The organism is Streptomyces sp. NPDC006435 (genome assembly GCF_040612315.1).
Taxonomy (GTDB): Bacteria; Actinomycetota; Actinomycetes; order Streptomycetales; family Streptomycetaceae; genus Streptomyces.
This window is the reverse complement of sequence record NZ_JBEXPY010000023.1, coordinates 38,298-57,609: the sequence shown is the minus strand read 5'-3', so window position 1 is coordinate 57,609 and position 19,312 is coordinate 38,298. Positions and strand designations below refer to the sequence as shown.

At 69.3% G+C, this 19,312-nt stretch carries 18 protein-coding genes; 2 read left to right on the top strand and 16 right to left on the bottom strand.

The features are described from left to right. Positions 1 to 39: 39 nt before the first annotated feature. From ABZZ04_RS22510 to ABZZ04_RS22445, 14 genes are all read right to left on the bottom strand, one after another. On the bottom strand, positions 40 to 690 hold the full coding sequence (locus ABZZ04_RS22510) for an OmpA family protein (RefSeq protein ID WP_356933967.1): 651 nt from the start codon (positions 688 to 690) through the stop codon (positions 40 to 42). A 7-nt stretch (positions 691 to 697) separates the two neighbouring features. After that, positions 698 to 1,318, bottom strand: a complete 621-nt coding sequence (locus ABZZ04_RS22505; RefSeq protein WP_356933966.1) for a hypothetical protein — start codon at positions 1,316 to 1,318, stop codon at positions 698 to 700. Positions 1,319 to 1,349: 31 nt separating this feature from the next. Next, positions 1,350 to 1,952 carry a pilus assembly protein TadG-related protein gene (locus ABZZ04_RS22500; protein WP_356933965.1) on the bottom strand — a complete coding sequence of 201 codons (603 nt, stop codon included), beginning with the start codon at positions 1,950 to 1,952 and terminating at the stop codon, positions 1,350 to 1,352. Continuing rightward, on the bottom strand, positions 1,952 to 2,182 hold the full coding sequence (locus ABZZ04_RS22495; RefSeq protein ID WP_356933964.1) for a hypothetical protein: 231 nt from the start codon (positions 2,180 to 2,182) through the stop codon (positions 1,952 to 1,954). Before ABZZ04_RS22495 ends, ABZZ04_RS22500 begins: the two co-directional genes overlap by 1 nt. 245 nt (positions 2,183 to 2,427) lie before the next feature. Then, positions 2,428 to 3,525: a response regulator transcription factor gene (locus ABZZ04_RS22490; RefSeq protein ID WP_356933963.1), complete on the bottom strand. Its 1,098-nt coding sequence runs from the start codon at positions 3,523 to 3,525 to the stop codon at positions 2,428 to 2,430. 61 nt (positions 3,526 to 3,586) lie between these two features. Next, positions 3,587 to 4,903 (bottom strand): histidine kinase, encoded by a 1,317-nt coding sequence (locus ABZZ04_RS22485; protein ID WP_356933962.1) that lies wholly within the window; start codon positions 4,901 to 4,903, stop codon positions 3,587 to 3,589. A gap of 51 nt (positions 4,904 to 4,954) precedes the next feature. Continuing rightward, positions 4,955 to 5,842, bottom strand: coding sequence for a DUF5936 domain-containing protein (locus ABZZ04_RS22480; protein WP_356934036.1), 888 nt, complete (start codon positions 5,840 to 5,842; stop codon positions 4,955 to 4,957). Between the two features lie 14 nt (positions 5,843 to 5,856). Continuing rightward, complete coding sequence (locus ABZZ04_RS22475; protein ID WP_356933961.1) at positions 5,857 to 6,795, bottom strand: type II secretion system F family protein; 939 nt, start codon at positions 6,793 to 6,795, stop codon at positions 5,857 to 5,859. Between the two features lie 10 nt (positions 6,796 to 6,805). Then, a complete protein-coding gene (locus ABZZ04_RS22470) occupies positions 6,806 to 8,143 on the bottom strand; it encodes a CpaF family protein (protein WP_356933960.1) in 1,338 nt (445 codons plus the stop codon). 69 nt (positions 8,144 to 8,212) lie between these two features. Further along, positions 8,213 to 8,599 (bottom strand): TadE/TadG family type IV pilus assembly protein, encoded by a 387-nt coding sequence (locus ABZZ04_RS22465; RefSeq protein WP_356933959.1) that lies wholly within the window; start codon positions 8,597 to 8,599, stop codon positions 8,213 to 8,215. Next, positions 8,596 to 8,943 carry a pilus assembly protein gene (locus ABZZ04_RS22460; RefSeq protein ID WP_356934035.1) on the bottom strand — a complete coding sequence of 116 codons (348 nt, stop codon included), beginning with the start codon at positions 8,941 to 8,943 and terminating at the stop codon, positions 8,596 to 8,598. Before ABZZ04_RS22460 ends, ABZZ04_RS22465 begins: the two co-directional genes overlap by 4 nt. Positions 8,944 to 9,105: 162 nt before the next feature. Further along, the gene (locus tag ABZZ04_RS22455) at positions 9,106 to 10,386 is read right to left on the bottom strand and encodes an AAA family ATPase (RefSeq protein WP_356933958.1); all 1,281 of its coding nucleotides are present in this window, start codon (positions 10,384 to 10,386) and stop codon (positions 9,106 to 9,108) included. 7 nt (positions 10,387 to 10,393) lie between these two features. After that, a complete protein-coding gene (cpaB, locus tag ABZZ04_RS22450; RefSeq protein ID WP_356933957.1) occupies positions 10,394 to 11,104 on the bottom strand; it encodes a Flp pilus assembly protein CpaB in 711 nt (236 codons plus the stop codon). Positions 11,105 to 11,179: 75 nt separating this feature from the next. Next, positions 11,180 to 12,046 (bottom strand): hypothetical protein, encoded by an 867-nt coding sequence (locus tag ABZZ04_RS22445; protein ID WP_356933956.1) that lies wholly within the window; start codon positions 12,044 to 12,046, stop codon positions 11,180 to 11,182. Between the two features lie 724 nt (positions 12,047 to 12,770). Between ABZZ04_RS22445 and ABZZ04_RS22440 the strand changes: the two genes are divergently transcribed. Together ABZZ04_RS22440 and ABZZ04_RS22435 are read left to right on the top strand one after the other, a co-directional pair. After that, positions 12,771 to 14,477 carry a glycoside hydrolase family 18 protein gene (locus ABZZ04_RS22440; protein WP_356934034.1) on the top strand — a complete coding sequence of 569 codons (1,707 nt, stop codon included), beginning with the start codon at positions 12,771 to 12,773 and terminating at the stop codon, positions 14,475 to 14,477. A 368-nt stretch (positions 14,478 to 14,845) separates the two neighbouring features. Continuing rightward, complete coding sequence (locus ABZZ04_RS22435; RefSeq protein WP_356933955.1) at positions 14,846 to 16,714, top strand: serine/threonine-protein kinase; 1,869 nt, start codon at positions 14,846 to 14,848, stop codon at positions 16,712 to 16,714. A gap of 48 nt (positions 16,715 to 16,762) precedes the next feature. Here ABZZ04_RS22435 and ABZZ04_RS22430 read toward each other — a convergent pair whose 3' ends face one another. Then, on the bottom strand, positions 16,763 to 17,677 hold the full coding sequence (locus tag ABZZ04_RS22430; RefSeq protein ID WP_356933954.1) for a hypothetical protein: 915 nt from the start codon (positions 17,675 to 17,677) through the stop codon (positions 16,763 to 16,765). A 62-nt stretch (positions 17,678 to 17,739) separates the two neighbouring features. After that, positions 17,740 to 19,215 carry a gluconate:H+ symporter gene (locus tag ABZZ04_RS22425; protein ID WP_356933953.1) on the bottom strand — a complete coding sequence of 492 codons (1,476 nt, stop codon included), beginning with the start codon at positions 19,213 to 19,215 and terminating at the stop codon, positions 17,740 to 17,742. Positions 19,216 to 19,312: the final 97 nt, after the last annotated feature.

Sequence of the window (19,312 nt, the reverse complement as noted above, 5' to 3'; positions counted from 1 at the left end):
ACGTGTCGCGGTACCGGGCCCCTGCTGGTGGCGCGGTTCCTAGGAAGACGTGCTGCGCGGGAAGGAGACCTCCACGCGCCGGTTCTTCTTCCGGCCCTCTTCCGTGCTGTTGTTGGCGATCGGGTACTGCTCGCCGTAACCACGGATCTCGAAGCTGATGCCCGACCCCAGTTCCTTGACCAGCACCCCGTGCACGGCGTTGGCGCGCTGCTTGGACAGCACGTCACCGTGGGCCGACGAGCCGAGGTTGTCGGTGAAGCCGAAGACGCGCACCTTGGTGGCGTTCTGCTTCTTGATCTCGGCTGCGATGGCCGCGATGCGGGAGTTGGCCGCAGAACTCAGCTTGGCGCTGTCCTTGCCGAACAGAACCTCGGCCTGGAGCGCGAACTTGACGTTCGCATTGGTGTCCTCACGACGCTCCTCACCGCCTTCGTCCTCGATCACCTGGACGATGTCGAGGACCTTGGCGGGGGCGAGCGTGCCGCCCTCGGGCATCTTCAGGTCGGTGTCGTTGGGGTCGACCTGCACCGGCGGCACCGACGTCGCCTCCGTGCCCGGGGGAACGGAGGGGCCGTCGTCGGCAACGGCGTTGGATGCGCCGAGGACGCCGACACTTGCCACCAACAACGCGGTCGCGACGACATGGCTCGCCAGGTACGGCGGCCTACGACGAGTACGGGTGTGGTTCACGTCCGCCTCACCCGGAGATCTTGAGCGACGTGGTGGCGAAGGTCGGCAGCATGAAGTCGACCTCGGTCGTGGTGCTGGGCGGCGCCGGGAACTGCATGAACACGGGGGTCGAGCCGTTGGGCTGGAGCGGCAGGATGCCCGTGGTGCAGAGGCAACGGCCGTCCGTGTCCCTCAGAACGTAGTAACGCTTCTTCCCTGCCTTGTCGACCAGCGCGGCACCGGCTACCGAGTTGGGGTTCTTCTTGACGAGCAGTTCCTCGGAACCGGACCAACTACTGGTGGGCTGGTTCATGTCGCTCCCGTTCTTGACCTCGCCCTGCACCGTGACGAAGCCACCGGAATCACGCTTCACCTGGTTGATGACCAGGGTGATCCCTCGCTGACCCCTGATTTCGGCGAGCTTCACATTCGGGTCCACGTTCTCCCCGGCAGCCGTGTCCTCCGGCTTCTCGTCCTCCTTGTCCCCGCCCGAGGGCTTGGAAGGAACGGAGGAGGGCGACGAGCCGGCGTCATTGGTCTTGTCGCCGCCGTCGTCGGTGCCGCAACCAGCGACGGCCAAGGCCATCGCAGCCGCCAGCGAGACGGCTGCCACAGCCCTTCGGGACCTGGTGGAGCGCCGAATGCTCATGGGTTCTGATTCCTTTACTCGTCGTTCGCCATCAATTGTCGACCAGGTGCACGTCGTAGAGGATCCTGCTCACCGTGGACCAGGGCGGAGGACTGGCCGGCGCGATCTGGAGGAAGTCGCTGCCGCACGTGAAGAAGAACATGTCCCGGATGCTGTCGTCGTTGTAGTCGACCGACGTCCAACTGCAGCGGAACTTGATGACGGCGGTGGCCTCTGCCTCCGCCTTCTCGTTCTTCGATCCGGGAAGCACCGGTGAGTCCACCGGCTTGAGTCCTCGAACCTTCACCTTGATCCGGTCTTCGTAGCCACCAGGCATCGGAACGCAGCTCAGGAGCTTCGTCTGGTTGGCCGAAGCGAGCCCCGATGCCGCGGAGCAGCCGCCCACCGGGTGGGCACGAAGGTAGGCGTCGAGCAAGTCCTCGGGGAGCGAGGCGAAGAATCCGGCCTGGAACTCCTCGCGGGCCTGGCGTGCCGCAGCCAGGGCTGCCGCGTCTGCCGCTCCCTGGGCACTGTTGCGCAAGGCAGCTGCCTTGCCGACGGCAAAGAATGCGAACACGAGGAAGAGCAGGCCCGCCACCATCACTACATAGATGGGGAAGGCCTGCCCTGCGTCTCGGCGATTAGTGCCGGTCATCAGCCCGAGGTGATGGAGGACACCAGGCCCTGGATGCGGCCCGAGATCGCGCCACCGATGCCCGTGGCCATGATCGCGCCGATGATCGCCACGACCACCAGGATGATGCCCAGGTACTCGAACGCCGTCTGGCCGCGGTCCTTGGCCTCGTAGCGCTTCTGGATGGCGCTGACGGCGGTGTTGGCCCAGCCGTTGACGCGAACGGCGGTCTTCAGGGTGATGTTCGACATGGTGTTCCCCTCCGGGTTCGGCCGACCGGTAGTCGGCCGACTCGCAAGTTTCCTGGGTGTCGCCCGCGGTACCGGCTTCCTCCTGGCCGGTGCCGCTGGCGACATGAGAAACATACGGCGGCGCGCCCCGCTCGCCGGAGGGTCCCAGGGCCCATTCCCGGGCCCAAAGCGTCAGTTGGGTCTGCGGGATCGGCGCATCGCGCCAGGACCCACGTCCCGTCGCACTCCCGTTCGCACTCCCGCGCTCAGCCACGGTGACCACCGGCCTCGCGCGCTCCCCGCCCCGCGGAGGGGGCCGTGCCGAGCCAGCGGGCGATGGCCTCGCTGCGGCTCGTGCTGTGCAACTTGGTGAAGATCCGGTTGATGTGGTTCTTGACCGTCTTCTCACTGATGAAGCAGGTGGCGGCGATCTGCTGATTGCTCATGCCGGACGCGATCAGCTCCATGACCTCCACCTCCCGTGAACTCAGCCCGTACTGCTGCCTGTTGAGCGCTGCACCCGGTTCCCCGGTCATGGAAGACTGTGCCACAACTGGTTGCAGATGCGAAAGACCTTGCGGTGTTCGAACGGGTCGCGGCGCAGGTGGAGCCGGTTCGGGCGCGGGTGCGTGTGCAGGCGCACCGTGTTGCTGAACGGAACTCGGGGCGTGGCCGTCGTATCCGGGTCCCTGGTAGGGAACACCGGTGGTCAGCGCCGTTCCGAGCCCCTCGGGAAGCGGTCGCTGCTGCGGCGTCGGGCCCTGGCGCATGTGGGCGAGGAGGGCGTTGGCCGCGGTGGCGGTGAAGTGGGCGCGGCCGTCCTTGGTGTCGCGCACGGCCTGCACCAGTTGGTCGGCCGTGAATTCGCCGTGGACCAGGTAGCCGCCGGCGCCCAGGCGCAGCGCCTCGTGGACGATCTCGTTCTCGCGGCTGTAGGTCAGCATCATCACGGGTGCGACCTGCACGAGGTGGGGCAGTGCGGAGATGCCGTCGACACCGGGCATCCGGACGTCGAGCAGGACGACGTCCGGGCGGTGCCGGACGGCCATGTCGTAGGCCTGACGGCCGTCCGTGGCCTCCGCGACGACTTCGATGTCCTCGCGGCCCGAGAGCAGGACGCCGAGGCCGGCCCGGACCACGGGGTTGTCGTCGGCGACGACGACCCGCAGGACGCCGGGCACCGGTCGGTTCAGTGCCGCCGGGAAGGGGGACATGGGCTCGGATGCCGCGGACTGCTGGGAAACGGGGAAGGCGTGGGAACCGGGTTCCGGGTCGAGCGGGGTGACGTGCGAGGACGTGTGCTGGGACGCGTGGTTCTGCGCGGCCCAGTTCTGGCCCGACGCGCGGGAGACGTCGTCCGGCATCTGCGACCTCCTCTCAAGGGTCTATGGGGGGTGAGGGTGGAGTACGGACGGTTCGTGCGGTTCATGCGGCTTGCTCCGCGCCGGGGGCGGCGGTCAGAGCGGCGATCGGGAGTTCCAGGCGCACCTCGGTGCCCTTGGCCGCCTGGCCCTTCCCGATCCGGATGCGGGCGCCGATGGACGCGGCGCGTTCGACCATGCCGACCAGGCCGAAGTGCCCGGCGTGCCGGAGGTCGTCGAGCGTCGTGCCCGGTGGCAGACCGCGCCCGTCGTCGTACACGCTGACGCGCAGGACGTCGCCCTTCACACCTGCGAGCACGACGAGGTAGGTGGGTTGTGCGTGACGGTGGGCGTTCTCCATCGCCTCGGACGCGATGGTGAGCAGCTGGCGGGCGACGACCTGGGGGACGTGCGGTATCGGTGCGTCGTTCAGGAGCCGGAAGGTGGCGGTGAGTCCGTGCCGTCGGGTGAAGTCGTCGGCACGGGCCATCAGTTCGCGTACGACGTCCACGCCGCCGTCGAGGCCGGACTCGCGGCGCAGGTCGGAGAGGAGTTCCCGGGACTCGGCGGCGGCCCGGCGGGCGGAGCGGGCGACCAGTTCGGCCTGGTGCCTGACGGTGAGCGGGTCCATCCGGTCGGAGGAGGCCGCCAGGCCGTCGGCCGCCAAGGCCAGGCCGTGCAGGGTCTTGGCCACCGAGTCGTGCATCTCCCGGGCGAGGCGGGTGCGTTCGCCCTCCACGGCCTCGTTGACGGCGAGGCGGGCCCGGGTCTCGGTGAGGGCCTGGCTCGCCGTCCCGAAGCGCAGGAGCAGGTTGCGCAGGGTGACGCCGACGGCGCCGGCTATGCAGCAGAAGCCCGGGAGCAGGATCGCCGTGGCGTCGGCGGGCTGGAGCTTCGGGGTGGTGTTGTACACGCCGAGGACGATGATGATCTGGAGGGCGGCGAAGACCGCCGCGCCCCGCCAGCCGTAGACGAGCCCGGCCAGCAGCGGGGTGCAGACGGTGACGTACGCGAGGGTGGACTCGGGGCTGGCCGTGATCAGCAGCAGGGCACCGAAGAAGGCGTCGATGCCCAGCAGCCAGGGGTAGCGCAGCAGGACCGGGCCGAAGCGCTCCCAGTCACGGAACAGGACGTACGACCCCATGAACGTGACGAGGATGGCCGAGCCGATCAGCCAGGAGGCCGGCCCCGCCGCGGTGTGGTTGATCGCGAACGGGGTGGCTATGGCGATCATGGCGAGCCGGAAGCCGAAGACCTGGCGGCACATCGCCTGGAGCGCGTTCAGCTGGATCGCGAACGCCGGCCGTGAGCCGGGATCGGCAATCGCCTGACGCACCTCGGCGTTCAGTTCGTTCTGTGCGTTGCCGAGCGGGAACGACATGAGCCTGCCACCTCCTTCCGACCGTCCTGCCCACCGTCCGCGTCGTCCACGTCATCCGCCCGCGAGGAACCCGAAGTCGATGTTGGCCCCGTAGACGAAGCCGACCGTCAGCAGCACCAGCGTTCCGGGCAGCAGGAACGTGGTGACCGCGAAGGTGGCCTTGGGGACGGCCCTGGCCGCCTTCCGGCGGGCGTTCTGGGCGTCCGTGCGCCGCATGTCGTTGGCGATCTGGATCAGCGTCTCGACGATCGGCGCACCGAGCTCCTCGCCCTGCTGGAGCGTGGTCACGAACATCGCGACCTGCTCCGAGTCGTTGCGCCTGCGCAGTTGCTCGAACGCCTCACGACGACTGACGCCCATGTCCATCTGCCGCAGGGTGATGCGCAGTTCGTCGGCCCAGGGGCCTTCGTACTTCTCGGCGACCCTGGCCAGGGCCTGCCGGAAGCCGAGGCCCGCGGAGACCACGACGGCGAGGACGTCGAGGAAGTCGGGAAGGGTCCGGTCGATGTGGTCGCGGCGGATGCGGACCGCGGACCAGAGGCCGACCTCGACCCAGAAAATACCGAAGGCGACCAGCAGCAGGGCCAGGAAGATCTGGCCGCGCATGAGCATGCTGAAGGCGCCGAGCGCGCCGAGGCCGCCGTAGACGGCGCGGCGTGCCGCGTAGCGGTCGATGGTCAGACCGCCCGGGTTGCCCGCCATGTCGATCTGGCGGCGCTTCTTGTTGACGGCCTTGGGGCCCATCATCCGCAGGACCGCGGGGGCCCAGCGCATGCCGAGACGGTCGATGCCGGAACCCACCGCGCTGGTGCGGGTGGAGCCGACCTCCAGCGCGATCGCGAGGTCGCCGGGAAGCTTCGCGTCGCGGCGGTACATGCGGATACCGGCGATGGCGCCGTACACCGCGAGCCCCATGATGCCTGCGAGCACCAGATCCATGTTCGCCCCGCCCATCAGACGTCGATCTTGGACATGCGGCGGATCACGATGAATCCGATCGCGTACAGGACGATGGAGATGACCACCGCGGTCTGGCCGATGAAGGCGCCGGTCATCCGGTCGAGCGCGCCGGGCATGACCGCGTCCATCAGGAGCATGGTCCCCAGCCCGAACATCGGTACGGCGTAGGCGGTGACGGTGACCTGGGAGAGCTGGGTCTTGACCTCTCGGCGGGTCTCCTTGCGCTCCTCCAGCGTCTCGGTGAGGTTGCGCAGCGAGCTGACGACCGTACCACCGGCCCGGTTGGACAGGACGAGGGTGGTGACGAGGACGACGAGTTCGCGGGAGGGCAGCCGGTCGGTCAGTTCGCTCAGCGCGTCGTCGAGGGACTCGCCGACGGCGAGGCGCCGGGAGACCCGGGCCAGTTCCTCACCGGCCGGGTTCTCCATCTCGTCCGCCGCCATGCCGATCGAGGTGCGCAGGGCCAGGCCGGCCTGGGTGGCATTGGCGAGGATGCGGGCGAGTTCGGGGAGCTGGTTGATGAAGCGCTCGGTGCGCTTGGTCCGCTGCCAGTTCAGGAAGGCGTTGGTGCCCCAGAGGCCGATCAGGGCGGCGACCGGGCCGAAGAAGCTGGCGAGGAGCGACGAGGCGATCATCCAGAGCCCGGCCAGGGCGGCGAGCGCGTAGACGAAGAACTCGCCCGGGGTGAGCTCCAGACCGGTGGCGGCCAGCTTGAGTTCGAGCTTCCGGCCCAGACCGATCTTGCGCAGCTTGGCGTCGAAGCCCCGGAAGCGGCGCCGCCGCCCGGTCTCCGGGATGTGCCCCGTGTGCGAGAGCCGGTCCACCAGGGCGTCCCGGTCGGCCTTGCCACCGCTGTAGGCGTGCAGGCCCACCACACCCGTGACGCCGGCCAGCAGCGTCACACCGATGGTGAGTAGAGGAAGATTCGTCATGGCGCGTTACCTAGTTGGCCTCTCGGGTGGCGAGCTGATCGGCGGATTCGGCGACTCCGAAGGCCTGCGGGATGGGCTGGCTGGCCATGTAGAGGCGTTCGGCGATCCTGCGCGGGATGGGGAGGTAGTTGAACTCGCCGTTGATCCGTCCCTCGGCGTCCATCGGCTGGGCGTCGAACTTGGCGACGGTCACGATGCGGTAGGGGTCGCGTCCGTGGGAGTCGAGGACGGCGATCTCGGTGATCTTTCGGGAACCGTCGGCGTGCCGGGTGAGCTGGACGATCACGTCGACGGCGCTGTTGATCTGGTCGTGCAGCGCCTCGAAGGGGATCTTGATCTCGGACATCGAGGCAAGGGTCTGCAGACGCATGAGCGCGTCCTCGGCGTTGTTGGCGTGGACCGTGGCGAGCGAGCCGTCGTGACCGGTCGACATCGCCTGGAGCATGTCGAGCGACTCGCCGCCACGGACCTCACCGACGACGATGCGGTCGGGACGCATACGCAGGGAGTTTCGGACCAGGTCACGGATGGTGATCTGGCCCTTGCCCTCGACGTTCGCCGGCCGGGACTCCAGCCGGATGACATGGCTCTGCTGGAGCTGGAGCTCGGCGGAGTCCTCGATGGTGACGATGCGCTCGCTGTCGGGGATCAGGCCGGAGAGCGCGTTGAGGAGTGTCGTCTTCCCGGTACCGGTGGCTCCGGACACGATGACGTTGAGTTTGGCCTGGACGAGGCCCGCCAGCAGGATCAGCATCTGATCGTCGAGCGAGCCGACGTTGATCATTTCCTGGAGCGTGAAGGCCCTGGGGAACCGTCGGATGGTGAGCGTGGCGCCGGTCAGCGACAGCGGCGGGATGATCACGTTGACACGCTCGCCACTGGGCAGACGCGCGTCGACCATGGGGTTCTGCTCGTCCACACGGCGGTTGACCGTCGACACGATGCGTTCGATGGTCTGCATCAGCTGCTCGTGCGAGCTGAAACGCATCGGCAGCTTCTCGACCTTGCCGCTGCGCTCCACGAAGATCTGGTCCGGCCCGTTCACCATGATCTCGGTGATGGACGCGTCCTCCAGGAGCGGTTCCAGGATGCCGAGGCCGAGGGCCTCGTCCACGACCCGGCGGATCAGCTGGGTGCGCTCGACCGTCGAGAGGACCGGCCCCTCACGGCTGATGATGTGGCTGAGCACGCGCTCCAGCCGGGCCCGCCGGTCCGCGGCGGCGAGCGAGGACATCTCCGCCAGGTCGATCTCTTCGAGCAGCTTGGCGCGGTAGGTGGCCACCATGTGGCTGTCCTCCCGCGCCCCGCCGTTCTTCTCGGGGGCGCTCATGCGTGCCCGCAGGCTCATTGCGTAACTCCTCGTTCCGTCTTGCTTGTTGAGCCGCTGGAGAGATCGTGGAGCGGCGTGCCGCGGGCGTCAGGTGCGGGGCATCGTGGAGCTGCGCTCGGCGGTGCCCCAGATGTTGACGCCCGGAAGGATGTCGGGCACCTTGACGCGGGTCGTGCAGGTGACCTCCTGGCCGGAACCGCTGGTGCGGATGCGGGCGCGCTTGGCGGTCCAGCCGCTCATCGCGTCCTTGCCCGCCTCGACGTCGCAGCCGCCTCCGAGCGACATGCTGGCCGAACGCGCCGCCGCGCGGGCCCCCGTGCCCGCCTGGTTGGCGGCGTACGCGGCGAGGCCCGCCTGGATCGCGAGGAGGCCGCACAGGAGCATCAGGGGGATGAAGCCCAGATACTCGATGGCGACCTGGCCGCGGTCGCGGCGGGTGGCCGTGGCGCCGGAGTCGGGAGTGTGATTGCTCATCGTCGGTCCGCCTCCACCGGGAATGCGCCGTTGCCCTTGACCTGGAACGGCCAGTTGAGTACGCCGGGCACCAGGATCGGCACCTGGAGCTTGACCTCGGCCTTGTACATGCCGCCGGAGGTGCGGCACCTGGGGTTCTTCATCTCGTCCTCCCAGGCGTCCGGCAGGTTCTCCTTGGCCGCGTCCCGGCACGCCTGACCGCGCATGCTCTGCGCGATGGCTCCCGCGTGCGCCGCCTTGTCCGCGGAGTTCCCCGCCAGGGAGAACGTGTAGCCGATCAGCGCGCACTGCCAGAGCGCGATCATCAGCAGGATGATCAGCGGTGTGACGCCCAGGAACTCGATCGCGGTCTGGCCCCGGTCGCGCCCGCGGCCGGACAGCCGACCGCGTATCGGGCGTCGTGCGGTATCTCGTTCCGGACCCCGTGCCGGGGAAGGGTCACCGTGCTGCCTTCCCCGTATCTCCGTGTCTCTCGTCTCGGTGATTGCCATTGGTCAACTTGCCCCCTAGGTCGTCGCCCGGTTCCGGGAGTCGCTGTCGCGCCGGCGCCCGATCGAGCCCCGGTCGTTCTTGAACTTCGCGTTGCTCTTCGCGCCGTTCTTTTCCGCCTTCTCAGGAACCTTGACGATGCCCAGCTCTCCCGCAAGGGCCCAGAGGGCCTGTTTGACCGTGCTCTTGGAATCGAGTTCGTGCAGTCGACCCGCGTCGACGACGCTCTGGAGTTCCTTGAAGTTCGCGGGGACGGCCGTGTCGGCCGTCCTGGTGCCGGTGATCTTCTCGATCAGCTGCGGCTGGATCTCGGTGTTGCGGATGAAGCGGTTGACGAGGGTGACCGTCTCCTCCGCCTTGCGGATCTGGAGCCGGTCCCACATCCGTACGACCCGCTTGGCGCCGCGCACCGCGATCACGTCGGGGGTGGTGACCAGCAGCGAGGTGTCCGCCATCTCGATGGCCGCCGCGTTGGCGCCGTTCAGCTGGCTCCCGCAGTCGATCACCACGACCTCGTTGCGCGAGCGCAGGGCGCTGACGATCTGCCGGGCCGAGCGGTCGGTGACCTCCTCGGCGCTCTCCCCCTCGCTGGGGGCGAGCAGCAGCGACAGGCCGGTGTCGTGGCTGAACACGGCGTCGGCCAGGACGCGCGGCGAGATGTCGGTGATCGTCGACAGGTCGACGATGGAACGCCGGAACTGCACGTCGAGGTACGAGCCGATGTCGCCGGCCTGGAGGTCCATGTCGACCAGGGCGACGGTGCGCCCGGACGCCTGGGCCGCCAGGGCCAGCTGCACGGCGGTGATGGTGGCGCCCACGCCGCCCTTGGCGCCGCTGACGGTGACGACCGTACCGCCGGGTCCGGTGAACACGTCGTTGCCGGTGGACAGGTGACGGCGCACCCCGACGGACCATTGGGCCGCGGATTGAACCCTGTTGGCCAGTTCTTCGTAACTGAGGGGGAGGGTGACGACGCCTCGTGCGCCCGACTCCATCGCGGACGAGAACAGACCGGGGGTGACATCGGCGGTGATCAGCACGACACCGATGGCGGGGAAGCGGAGGGAGACCTCCCGGATCAGTTCCAGTGCCGGCACCGGCCCGATCCGCTCGTGGACCAGGACGACCTCGGGCAGGTCGTCGAGCGATTCGCCGGCGAGCCGGGCGAGGGTGTCGATGAGCTGCGTCGAGTCACTGACCGGGGCGGCCGGCTCCGCTTCGGGGAGCTGGCTGAGCAGGGTGGTGACGGATCTGGCCGCGTCGACGTCACCGACGGCCGGGAGGATCCTCGTGGTCATTCGATCCTCACTTGTCCTTGTCGAGCGTGTAGGTGCGGTCGCCGGGACGGATGGTGCTGTCGCTGCCGGAGGCCAGGAGGGCGAGGCGCACGTGCTCCGCGAAGGACTCGGCGTAGGCGATGCGCTGGGTGTCGAGCGTGTTGAGCGCGAAGGTGATCGGGACGGCCTCGGTGCCCATGTTGCTCTTGCTGCCGTCGGTGCGGGGCTCCAGGGCGGTCAGCTTGCCGACGTCCAGCACCTTGGCGTTGGAGACGATGACCTTCGACTGGGAGGGGTCGCCGTCGCGCTCACCGGCGAAGGTGGCGTAGATGTTGACGGTGGCGCCGGGGGTGATCTTGCCCGCGACACCGGTCGCGGCGTCGATCATGATGGCGATCTCCTGCTCCCCGGGCTGCAGTTCGGGGCGCCGCTGCATCATGTCGGACTGGAGCAGCGAACCCTTGCGCAGCTGGGTGACGGCGATCTTGCCGTTGACCTCGGAGAGGTCCGTCACCGCGTTGGTGGACAGCCAGCGCTTGGGCATCGAGATCTTCTCGAACTGCCCGGCGGACAGAGCGGTGTAGGGGGCCACGTCGGACTTCAGCTGGTAGGCCGAGACCTCCGGCCCGACCTTGGAGTTGACATCGCTGATGACCGAGAGCACGCCGGCGAAGGCGCCGAAGGCGCACAGAACCGACAAGAGCAGGAGTATCACGCCGCGGCGCTGACGGGAGTTCATGGGCCGGACAACCTCGTTCGATTCGGATGCTGGGGGCAGCGGACGGAAAGGCGTCTACGGAGGAAAGCGGAAGCGCTAGGACTGCGGTGGTGCGAGCGCTCCATGGCTGAGGACACCGGCTGGGTGTGTTCGGTTCTCGGCCGCGGGAAGCGGGGAGGAGCAGAACCCGCAGCGATCACCGATGAGTTCCATCCCGCACCAGTGACAGTTCTCCCGGCGTACGGAGGAGACCAGCTGGTACAGGACGGAGAGGTCTGGCAGGTAGGCGGCGAATTCCACCAGTTTCCCGGTTCCCCACCAGGCGGGGGAGGCGGAGGGGAGCGTGGCCTCGTGGACGGACTGGACCTTCCACGCGGGCGCGAGGGTCTCCTTCACCCACTCGGACTGCGACTGCCCCTTGGCGGTCATCAGATGAGTGGCGAACTCGGGGCCGGTCGGGGGCTCCGCCTTCGGACCGACCTTGACGAGCTGTGGTTCGGGCGCCGCGACCACGGCGAACTGGGAGCCGGGCACCCAGGACTGGGCGTGCGTCCTGAGGTCGACCGGGACCCGGTCGAACTTGGCGACCGAGTGCAGCAGGGCGCCCGCGTGGATGTAGTGCGTCAGCAACCGGGCGGCGGAGGCGACCACTCCCGGGCTGAAGTCGCAGATGGACAGCTGGCGCAGCTGCCGTACGAGCACGGCCACGCCCAGCGGCGGCAGGTCCACCTTCACCAGGGCGATGCGATCGCTCTCCAGGACCGCGCGGACGGAGTAGAGCCGACGTTCATGGGCGGACGAGATGCCGGTCGGATAGACGGCGACGACATAGCCGTGCTGTTCGAGCAGCACATGCATGTCGCCGATGGCCATCTCCAGGGCCTGGGCGTCCGGAGCCTGCAGCAGGGCGGCTGTCGGCGTCTGCTGATCGGTCGGAGGTAGTACCAGGTCAGCACTGGTCACTGCTATTGCGGTCGGCACGCTGTTCCCCGTTTCGGCTCCGACCGACGCCGGTCATGACGTCGGCCGCAATCGCTCCTGCTCCGCGGTTCTGCCTCAGCACTTTATCCACGTCTTACCTGGCAGAGAACACTTTTCAGAGGCCAGTCCGACAACGTGTACGAGGCGCCTGCGTAACGCCGCGGTGCTAAATCGGATCAAATCGAAAATCGTCAACTTCTGTACAACTGCGGAGGGTTACCGATACACCTTCCGGTTACCCGACTCGGAAATTCATCGCCGCACGTCAGAGCGGTGAAGGGGGATTCAGTACCCCCTCCGATGAGGGGTGGTTCGTCACTGTCCGGACACCCCCGGCACTTCACCCGCATGAGGTTGCGAGGCTGCAACAAAACGTCAATCCACAGGTTGGAACGGGGTGCTCCGGGACACCTCCGGGGGTATTCACGGGCCCCCGGAGGGGGCTGTTCTGAAGGGCCGAACAGACCTGTCAGTCACGGCCTCCGCCGCCAGAGGTCTTGACAACTCGATTGGTCTGGACCAGTTTTGTCGGCCAGCGGTGGCCACCGTTCATCTACTCCGTCTCCCCTTCATCTGCCCGTCACCTCCCGGACGTTCCGAAGCGCCGCCGGTCCACCCCGCCGGCCCATCCCCAGGCACCCCGGCAGGCATCCCCGACTCCCCACGGAGGCAGCAAGTGGAACCTTCCCCCGTCAACGGACGCAGAATCCGCAGGCGTTACAACCGTCCGTTCGTCGGTGTCGCGACGGCCGTCCTCGCGGCCGGTGCGCTGACCGCCACGGGCATGGCGGGCAGCGCCGAGGCCGCCGACGTCAACGTCGCCAGGAACGCGGGCTTCGAGTCCGGGCTCGCCAACTGGTCCTGCACCGGCGGCACCGCCACCACCGTCTCCTCCCCGGTGCACGGCGGCAGCTCCGCGCTGCAGGCCACCCCGACCGGCCAGGGCACCGCCCGGTGCACCCAGACCGTGTCCGTGAAGCCCGACTCGACGTACACGCTCAGCTCCTGGGTGCAGGGCGGTTACGCGTACCTCGGCGCGAGCGGCACCGGAACCACCGACGTGTCCACCTGGTCCCCCGGCTCCGGCAGCTGGACCCAGCTCACCACCAGCTTCAGGACCGGCCCGAACACCACCTCGGTCGACGTCTACACGCACGGCTGGTACGGCCAGGCCGCCTATCTGGTGGACGACGTGTCCGTCAGCGGCCCCGACGGCGGTGGCGGCACCGACCCCGATCCCGAGATCCCCGCCCCGCCCGCCGGTCTCGGCGTCGGCACGACCACGTCCTCCTCCGTGGCCCTGTCCTGGAACGCGGTGCCGGGCGCGACCAACTACACCGTCTACCGCAACGGCACGAAGGCGACCACGGCCACCGGGACCTCGGCGACGGTCACGGGGCTGGCCGCCGACACCGAGTACCAGTTCTCGGTGACCGCCACCAACGCGGCCGGCGAGTCCGCCAAGTCCGCCGCGGTCGGCGCCCGCACCGCCAAGGAGGGCGGCGGCGAGCCCGGCCCCGGCACCTCGGTGCCCAAGCACGCGGTGACCGGCTACTGGCAGAACTTCAACAACGGCGCGACCGTGCAGAAGCTCAGCGACGTGCCCGCGAACTACGACATCATCGCGGTCTCCTTCGCCGACGCCACCGCCACGCCGGGCGCCGTCACCTTCAACCTGGACACCGCCGGGCTGAACGGCTACACCGTCGACCAGTTCAAGGCCGACATCAAGGCGAAGCAGGCGGCCGGGAAGAACGTCATCATCTCGGTCGGCGGCGAGAAGGGCACCGTCTCCGTCAACAGCGACGCCTCGGCGGCCAACTTCGCCAACTCGCTCCACTCGCTGATCCAGGAGTACGGCTTCAACGGCGTCGACATCGACCTGGAGAACGGCCTCAACTCCACGTACATGACGAAGGCGCTGCGTTCCCTGTCGCAGAAGGTGGGCTCCGGCCTCGTCATCACCATGGCCCCGCAGACCATCGACATGCAGTCGACCGCGGGCGAGTACTTCAAGACGGCGCTCAACATCAAGGACATCCTGACCGTCGTCAACATGCAGTACTACAACAGCGGCGCGATGCTCGGCTGCGACGGCAAGGTCTACTCGCAGGGCTCGGTGGACTTCCTCACCGCGCTGGCCTGCATCCAGCTGGAGGGCGGCCTCGCCCCGTCGCAGGTCGGTCTCGGCGTCCCCGCATCGCCGAGCGCCGCGGGCGGCGGCTACGTCGCCCCGTCGGTGGTGAACGCGGCCCTGGACTGCCTGGCCTCCGGCACCAACTGCGGTTCCTTCAAGCCCTCGAAGACGTACCCGGACATCCGCGGTGCGATGACCTGGTCGACCGCCTGGGACGCCAAGTCGGGCAACGCCTGGTCGAACGCGGTGGGCCCGCACGTGCACGGCCTGCCGTAGCCACGGACCGGCACCATCCATGACCAGCAGCGCCGCCGCTCCCCCGGCGGCGCTGCTGCATGTCATGGGGGCGGTCGGGACGGTGGCTGCGACCGGGGGCAGGGCTTCACCTGGTGGCACAAGTCGGGTGCGGACGGGATCGATCGGACGTGCACGGCGGGGCGCGGGGAGCGGTTCTGGTACTGGCGGGCGAACAGGGGGCGGAGCATCATCTGCGCCTCGGCGGCCTGACCGGGCCCGCCCCGTGAAGCGGCGTTCCGGGCTGTCCCGGACCGTCCGCACGCTGTCCCGGACAGCCCGGACCGTGGTCCTGCGGGAGGTCGCGTGCCACCGTGAGGGGAGCGCGGTGGTGCGACGGGGGGAATGACATGGCCGGGGCGCGGGTTCAGGCGCTGAGCGGGGACGATCCGACGGTTCTCGGGCCGTACCGGCTGATCGGACGGCTGGCGTCCGGCGGCATGGGACGGATCTATCTGGCCCGGGGCGGCGGACAGGGCGGCGGGGAACTCGTCGCCGTGAAGACGCTGTTGGCCGAGGGACGGGTCGGCGACGTCGACCGGCGGCGCTTCGCCCGCGAGGTGAAGCTCGCCCAGCGGATCGACAGCACGTACACGGCGCGGGTGCGGGAGGCCGATCCGGACGCCGAGCGGCCCTGGATGGCCATCGACTACATCGCCGCGCCACCGCTCTCCGAGCTCGTCCGGACCTGCGGGGTGCTGCCCGCGTCGGCGGTGCGGTGGGCGGCGGCGGGCACGGCGGAGGCGCTGGTCACCCTCCACCGCGAAGGCATCGTCCACCGCGACGTGAAACCGCAGAACGTACTGCTCCCGCTCGACGGACCCCGGGTCATCGACTTCGGCATCTCGCACGCCGACGACCTCACCCGTACCAGCCTGACGCTGGGCACGATCGCCTTCACCTCGCCCGAGCAGGCCCGCGGCGAGGCATCGACGACCGCGTCCGACGTGTACTCACTGGGCGCGACGCTGTTCCTGCTCGCCACCGGACGCCCGCCCTACGCCGCGGACGGCGACACCCTGCGCCTGCTCGCCCGCGTCCAACGCGGCGACCTCGACCTCGACGGACTGCCCAGGGAACTCGCACCGACCATCCGCCCCTGCCTGGCCACCGACCCCGCCGAACGCCCCGCACCGGCCGAACTGCTCGCCCGGTTCCGCGAGGACCAGACCGGGATGCCCACCACGCGCGGCGGGAACCGCTGGCTGCCGCCGCGCTGGACGGCACTGATCGGGGAGTACGCGGCCCAGGGCCGGGAGCTGGCCCGCGCGAACCGGATCGACCCGGACGCCGTGACCGTGGACCAGCGCACGAGCGTGGTGCCACCGCCGGACCCCACCCGGATGTACACGGCGGAACGGGAACGGGAGCAAGAGCGGCAACGGAAACGGGAACGGCAGCGCGCCGAGGAGGAGAAGGCCCAGGAGGCCGAGAAAGAGCGGAACGCGCGGCGCGCCCGCGCCACGTCGTCCGCCCCGGCCCCGTCGTCGTCCTCGGCCCGCCCCAAGTCCAAGCCCAAGTCCGAGCCCGACCCCGTACCGACTCCCGCCCCTGCGGCGAAGAAGTCCTCCGGCGAGGCGTGGATGCTCATCCCGCTCGCCGCCATCATTCTTTTCCTCTGGCAGCAGCCCTGGAAGACGGACACCACCAGCACCTCGACCACCGGCAGCACCTACGGCTCCACCGCGAGCCGGAGCTGGACGCCGACGCCCACCCCGACCGCCGACGCCACGGACCGGGCGTTCCGGTTCATCCGCAGCGGCCAATGCCTCAACGCCTACGACGACGGGCACGGGAACTGGAACTCCACGGTGCCCGTCCCGGTCGACTGCGACTCCGCCAACGCGTACGTCTACGTCACCCGCGCCTACTCGACCGGCGGCACCCCCGACCCCTGCCCGTCGGGGAACGGCCGGGGCAGGTGGTACCACGCCGCGAACGACGACATGAACACGACCCTGTGCCTGACCCGTCAGTTCCGCAAGGGTCAGTGCTTCCCCGCCGACCTCGACGGCAACGGCAACGCCGATCTGCTGGTGGTCTGGAGCTGCAACTCGGACAAGGTGCCCGTCGCGGGCCAGTCGATCGCGCAGATCACCGGCTACTACCGGGCGCCCAAGTCGTACCGCGGCCAGATCTGCCCGACGAACGGCGGGCAGCGCTACTGGTACTGGAAGGTGGACGACAACAAGAACATCATCTGCGTCAGCCGGGCCTGATGCCGGGCGGACCCGGCGAAGGCACGGACGGGTCCTCGGGGCCCGGGTTCACGCCCGGGGCGTGCCCGGTCCGGTCCGGCGGGCCGCCGGCATCTGCCATGCGCGGGTGGGTGCGTGGCCGACCTCGACGTCGTGCAGCTGGGTGGCGAGCAGCCGGCTCGCCGCCCCGGCCGGGGCCCGGCGGTCGGTCAGTGGATGGGGGCCGTCCAGGACGGACATGGTGAGGTGATAGGTCGACAGGGCCCGGTCCGTCCCGGCCCTGGCCCGTTCCTCGGACGGTGCGCGGGAAAGGGTCAGTACCGTCGGCTCCAGGTCCTCGGCGACGGCGGCGGCGAGACGGGCGTGGCCGTCCAGGATCACGTAGCAGTTGAGCCCGCTGAACCACCAGAGCAGTACGGGCGGCAGGACGCCTTCCCGGGCCTGCTTGCGGTAGGACTTCACCCTGCCGTCGTCGGGCGGTGGCATCCGCCGCAGGGGCATGACCCCCCATGAGCCGGTGAACCAGTCGACATAGCCGTCGGGGTGGTCGTCGAGCAGCCGGGAGCGCCATCGGCCGGCGGGCCCGTCCCCGGTCCGGGGCGTCCCCTCCTCGACGAGTCGCCGGGAGAGCACCCACCGCCCCTCGTGGAGCGGGCCGATGGGCGATGCTTCCAGGGCGCCGGCGAAGCGATGCGCCCAGCGGGCGTACCAGGACGGTTGCCCCTGCCCGCCGACCGCGCGCGCCTCCGCGGCCCGCAACGGGGCGACGGGTGACCGGTAGCGGTCCGTGCGGAGGTACTCGACTCCGCACCGGTCGTCGTCGACCTCGGCGGAGAACACCACGTCCGGCCCCTGCACCAGGACCATCCGGTTGCCGTCGGCCACCTCCGGCCGCAGCCCCGGCTCGGTCGCGGGCGCAAGTTCCGGGCCGAGGCCGCCCCAGGATTCGTCGGCGGTCGCCGCGGTCAGATTCGTCCGGTGCACCGGACGAATCCTAGGCCCCGTCCGACCCGGTCCGTCCCGACTCGGCACGCCCCGGCGCTGAACTAGATCACCAGGCTCAGCAGCGCCGCGACCGCGAATCCCGTGACCGACAGGACCGTCTCCAGGACCGTCCAGGACTTCAGGGTGTCGCGTTCGGAGATGCCGAAGTACTTCGACACCATCCAGAAGCCGCCGTCGTTGACGTGCGAGGCGAAGATCGAGCCGGCCGAGATCGCCATGATGATCAGCGCCAGGTGGGCCTGCGACAGGTCCTGCCCCTCGACCAGGGGTACGACGATGCCGGCGGTGGTGACGATGGCGACCGTCGCCGAACCCTGGGCGACGCGCAGCACCACGGAGATCAGCCAGGCGAGCAGGATGACGGGCAGGCCGACGTCGTTGAAGGTGTCCGCGAGCGCGTCCGCGATGCCGCTGCCCTTGAGGACGGCGCCGAAGACGCCGCCCGCGCCGACGACCAGCAGGATGTTGCCGACCGGCTTGAGGGAGGAGGTGGACACCGACTCCAGGGACTTGCGGGACCAGCCGCGCCGGATGCCGAGCAGGTAGTAGGCGAGCAGCAGCGCGATCGTCAGGGCGACGAAGGGGTTGCCGAAGAATTCGATGACCGAGCGCGGGGTGGAGGGGTCCAGCGCGATGGAGGAGAACGTCGCGGCGAGGATCAGCACCAGCGGTGTGCCGATGATCGTGAGCACGGTGGCGAGCGCGACCGGTTCCTCGCGCGGGGTGACCCCGGCGGTCCGCTGTTCGGCGGCGACCGCGGCCTTCGCCTCCTCGGCGGCCTCGACCATGTCCTGCGGGACCGCGACGAAGATCCGCCTCCCGATCCAGGCCGCGTAGCCCCAGGCGGCGAGGACGGACGGGATGCCGACGACGGCGCCCATCAGGATGACCCAGCCGAGGGAGACCTGGAAGAGTCCGGCGGCGGCGACCGGGCCGGGGTGCGGCGGCAGGAACGCGTGGGTCATGGAGAGGCCCGCCAGCAGCGGCATCGCGTAGAGCAGGATCGATTTTCCGGAGCGTTTCGCGGCGGCGTAGACGATCGGCGCGAGGACGAAGATGCCGACGTCGAAGAAGACCGGGATGCCGAAGATGAGGCCGGTCAGTCCCATGGCGAGCGGGGCCCGCTTCTCGCCGAAGAGGTTCAGCAGGCGGGCGCTCAGCACCTCGGCCCCGCCGGAGACCTCCAGGATCGCGCCGAGCATCGTGCCGAGGCCGATGATGATGGCGACGTGACCGAGGATGCCGCCCATGCCGGATTCGATGACGGAGACGGCGGCGGACTTCTGGACCGTGCCGAAGAGTTCCGTGACGGAGAGGCCGGCGCCGAGGCCGACGGCTATGGAGACGGCGAGCAGCGCGACGAACGGCTGCAGCCTGACCTTGATGATCAGGAAGAGGAGGAGCGCGATGCCGAGGGCGGCGACGGTCAGCAGACCGGCGGTGCCGTCGACGAGCAGGAGGAGGCCACCGGTGTGGGGTGGTGTCTCGACCGGTTGTGGGGAAGCGGCGAGCAGCATGGACGACTCCGTTTTCGGAGAAGGCTTTTGGGTGTGGCGGGGCGCGGCACGGCGCTTCCGTGGGGCGAAGCGCCGTGCCGTGCGCGATGGGGTGGCG

Coding starts and splice junctions, on each gene's coding strand:
- ABZZ04_RS22505 (WP_356933966.1), bottom strand. CDS start 1,318: ATGAGCATTCGGCGCTCCACCAGGTCCCGAAGGGCTGTGGCAGCCGTC.
- ABZZ04_RS22500 (WP_356933965.1), bottom strand. CDS start 1,952: ATGACCGGCACTAATCGCCGAGACGCAGGGCAGGCCTTCCCCATCTAT.
- ABZZ04_RS22495 (WP_356933964.1), bottom strand. CDS start 2,182: ATGTCGAACATCACCCTGAAGACCGCCGTTCGCGTCAACGGCTGGGCC.
- ABZZ04_RS22490 (WP_356933963.1), bottom strand. CDS start 3,525: ATGCCGGACGACGTCTCCCGCGCGTCGGGCCAGAACTGGGCCGCGCAG.
- ABZZ04_RS22485 (WP_356933962.1), bottom strand. CDS start 4,903: ATGTCGTTCCCGCTCGGCAACGCACAGAACGAACTGAACGCCGAGGTG.
- ABZZ04_RS22480 (WP_356934036.1), bottom strand. CDS start 5,842: ATGGATCTGGTGCTCGCAGGCATCATGGGGCTCGCGGTGTACGGCGCC.
- ABZZ04_RS22475 (WP_356933961.1), bottom strand. CDS start 6,795: ATGACGAATCTTCCTCTACTCACCATCGGTGTGACGCTGCTGGCCGGC.
- ABZZ04_RS22470 (WP_356933960.1), bottom strand. CDS start 8,143: ATGAGCCTGCGGGCACGCATGAGCGCCCCCGAGAAGAACGGCGGGGCG.
- ABZZ04_RS22465 (WP_356933959.1), bottom strand. CDS start 8,599: ATGAGCAATCACACTCCCGACTCCGGCGCCACGGCCACCCGCCGCGAC.
- ABZZ04_RS22455 (WP_356933958.1), bottom strand. CDS start 10,386: ATGACCACGAGGATCCTCCCGGCCGTCGGTGACGTCGACGCGGCCAGA.
- cpaB (WP_356933957.1), bottom strand. CDS start 11,104: ATGAACTCCCGTCAGCGCCGCGGCGTGATACTCCTGCTCTTGTCGGTT.
- ABZZ04_RS22435 (WP_356933955.1), top strand. CDS start 14,846: ATGGCCGGGGCGCGGGTTCAGGCGCTGAGCGGGGACGATCCGACGGTT.
- ABZZ04_RS22425 (WP_356933953.1), bottom strand. CDS start 19,215: ATGCTGCTCGCCGCTTCCCCACAACCGGTCGAGACACCACCCCACACC.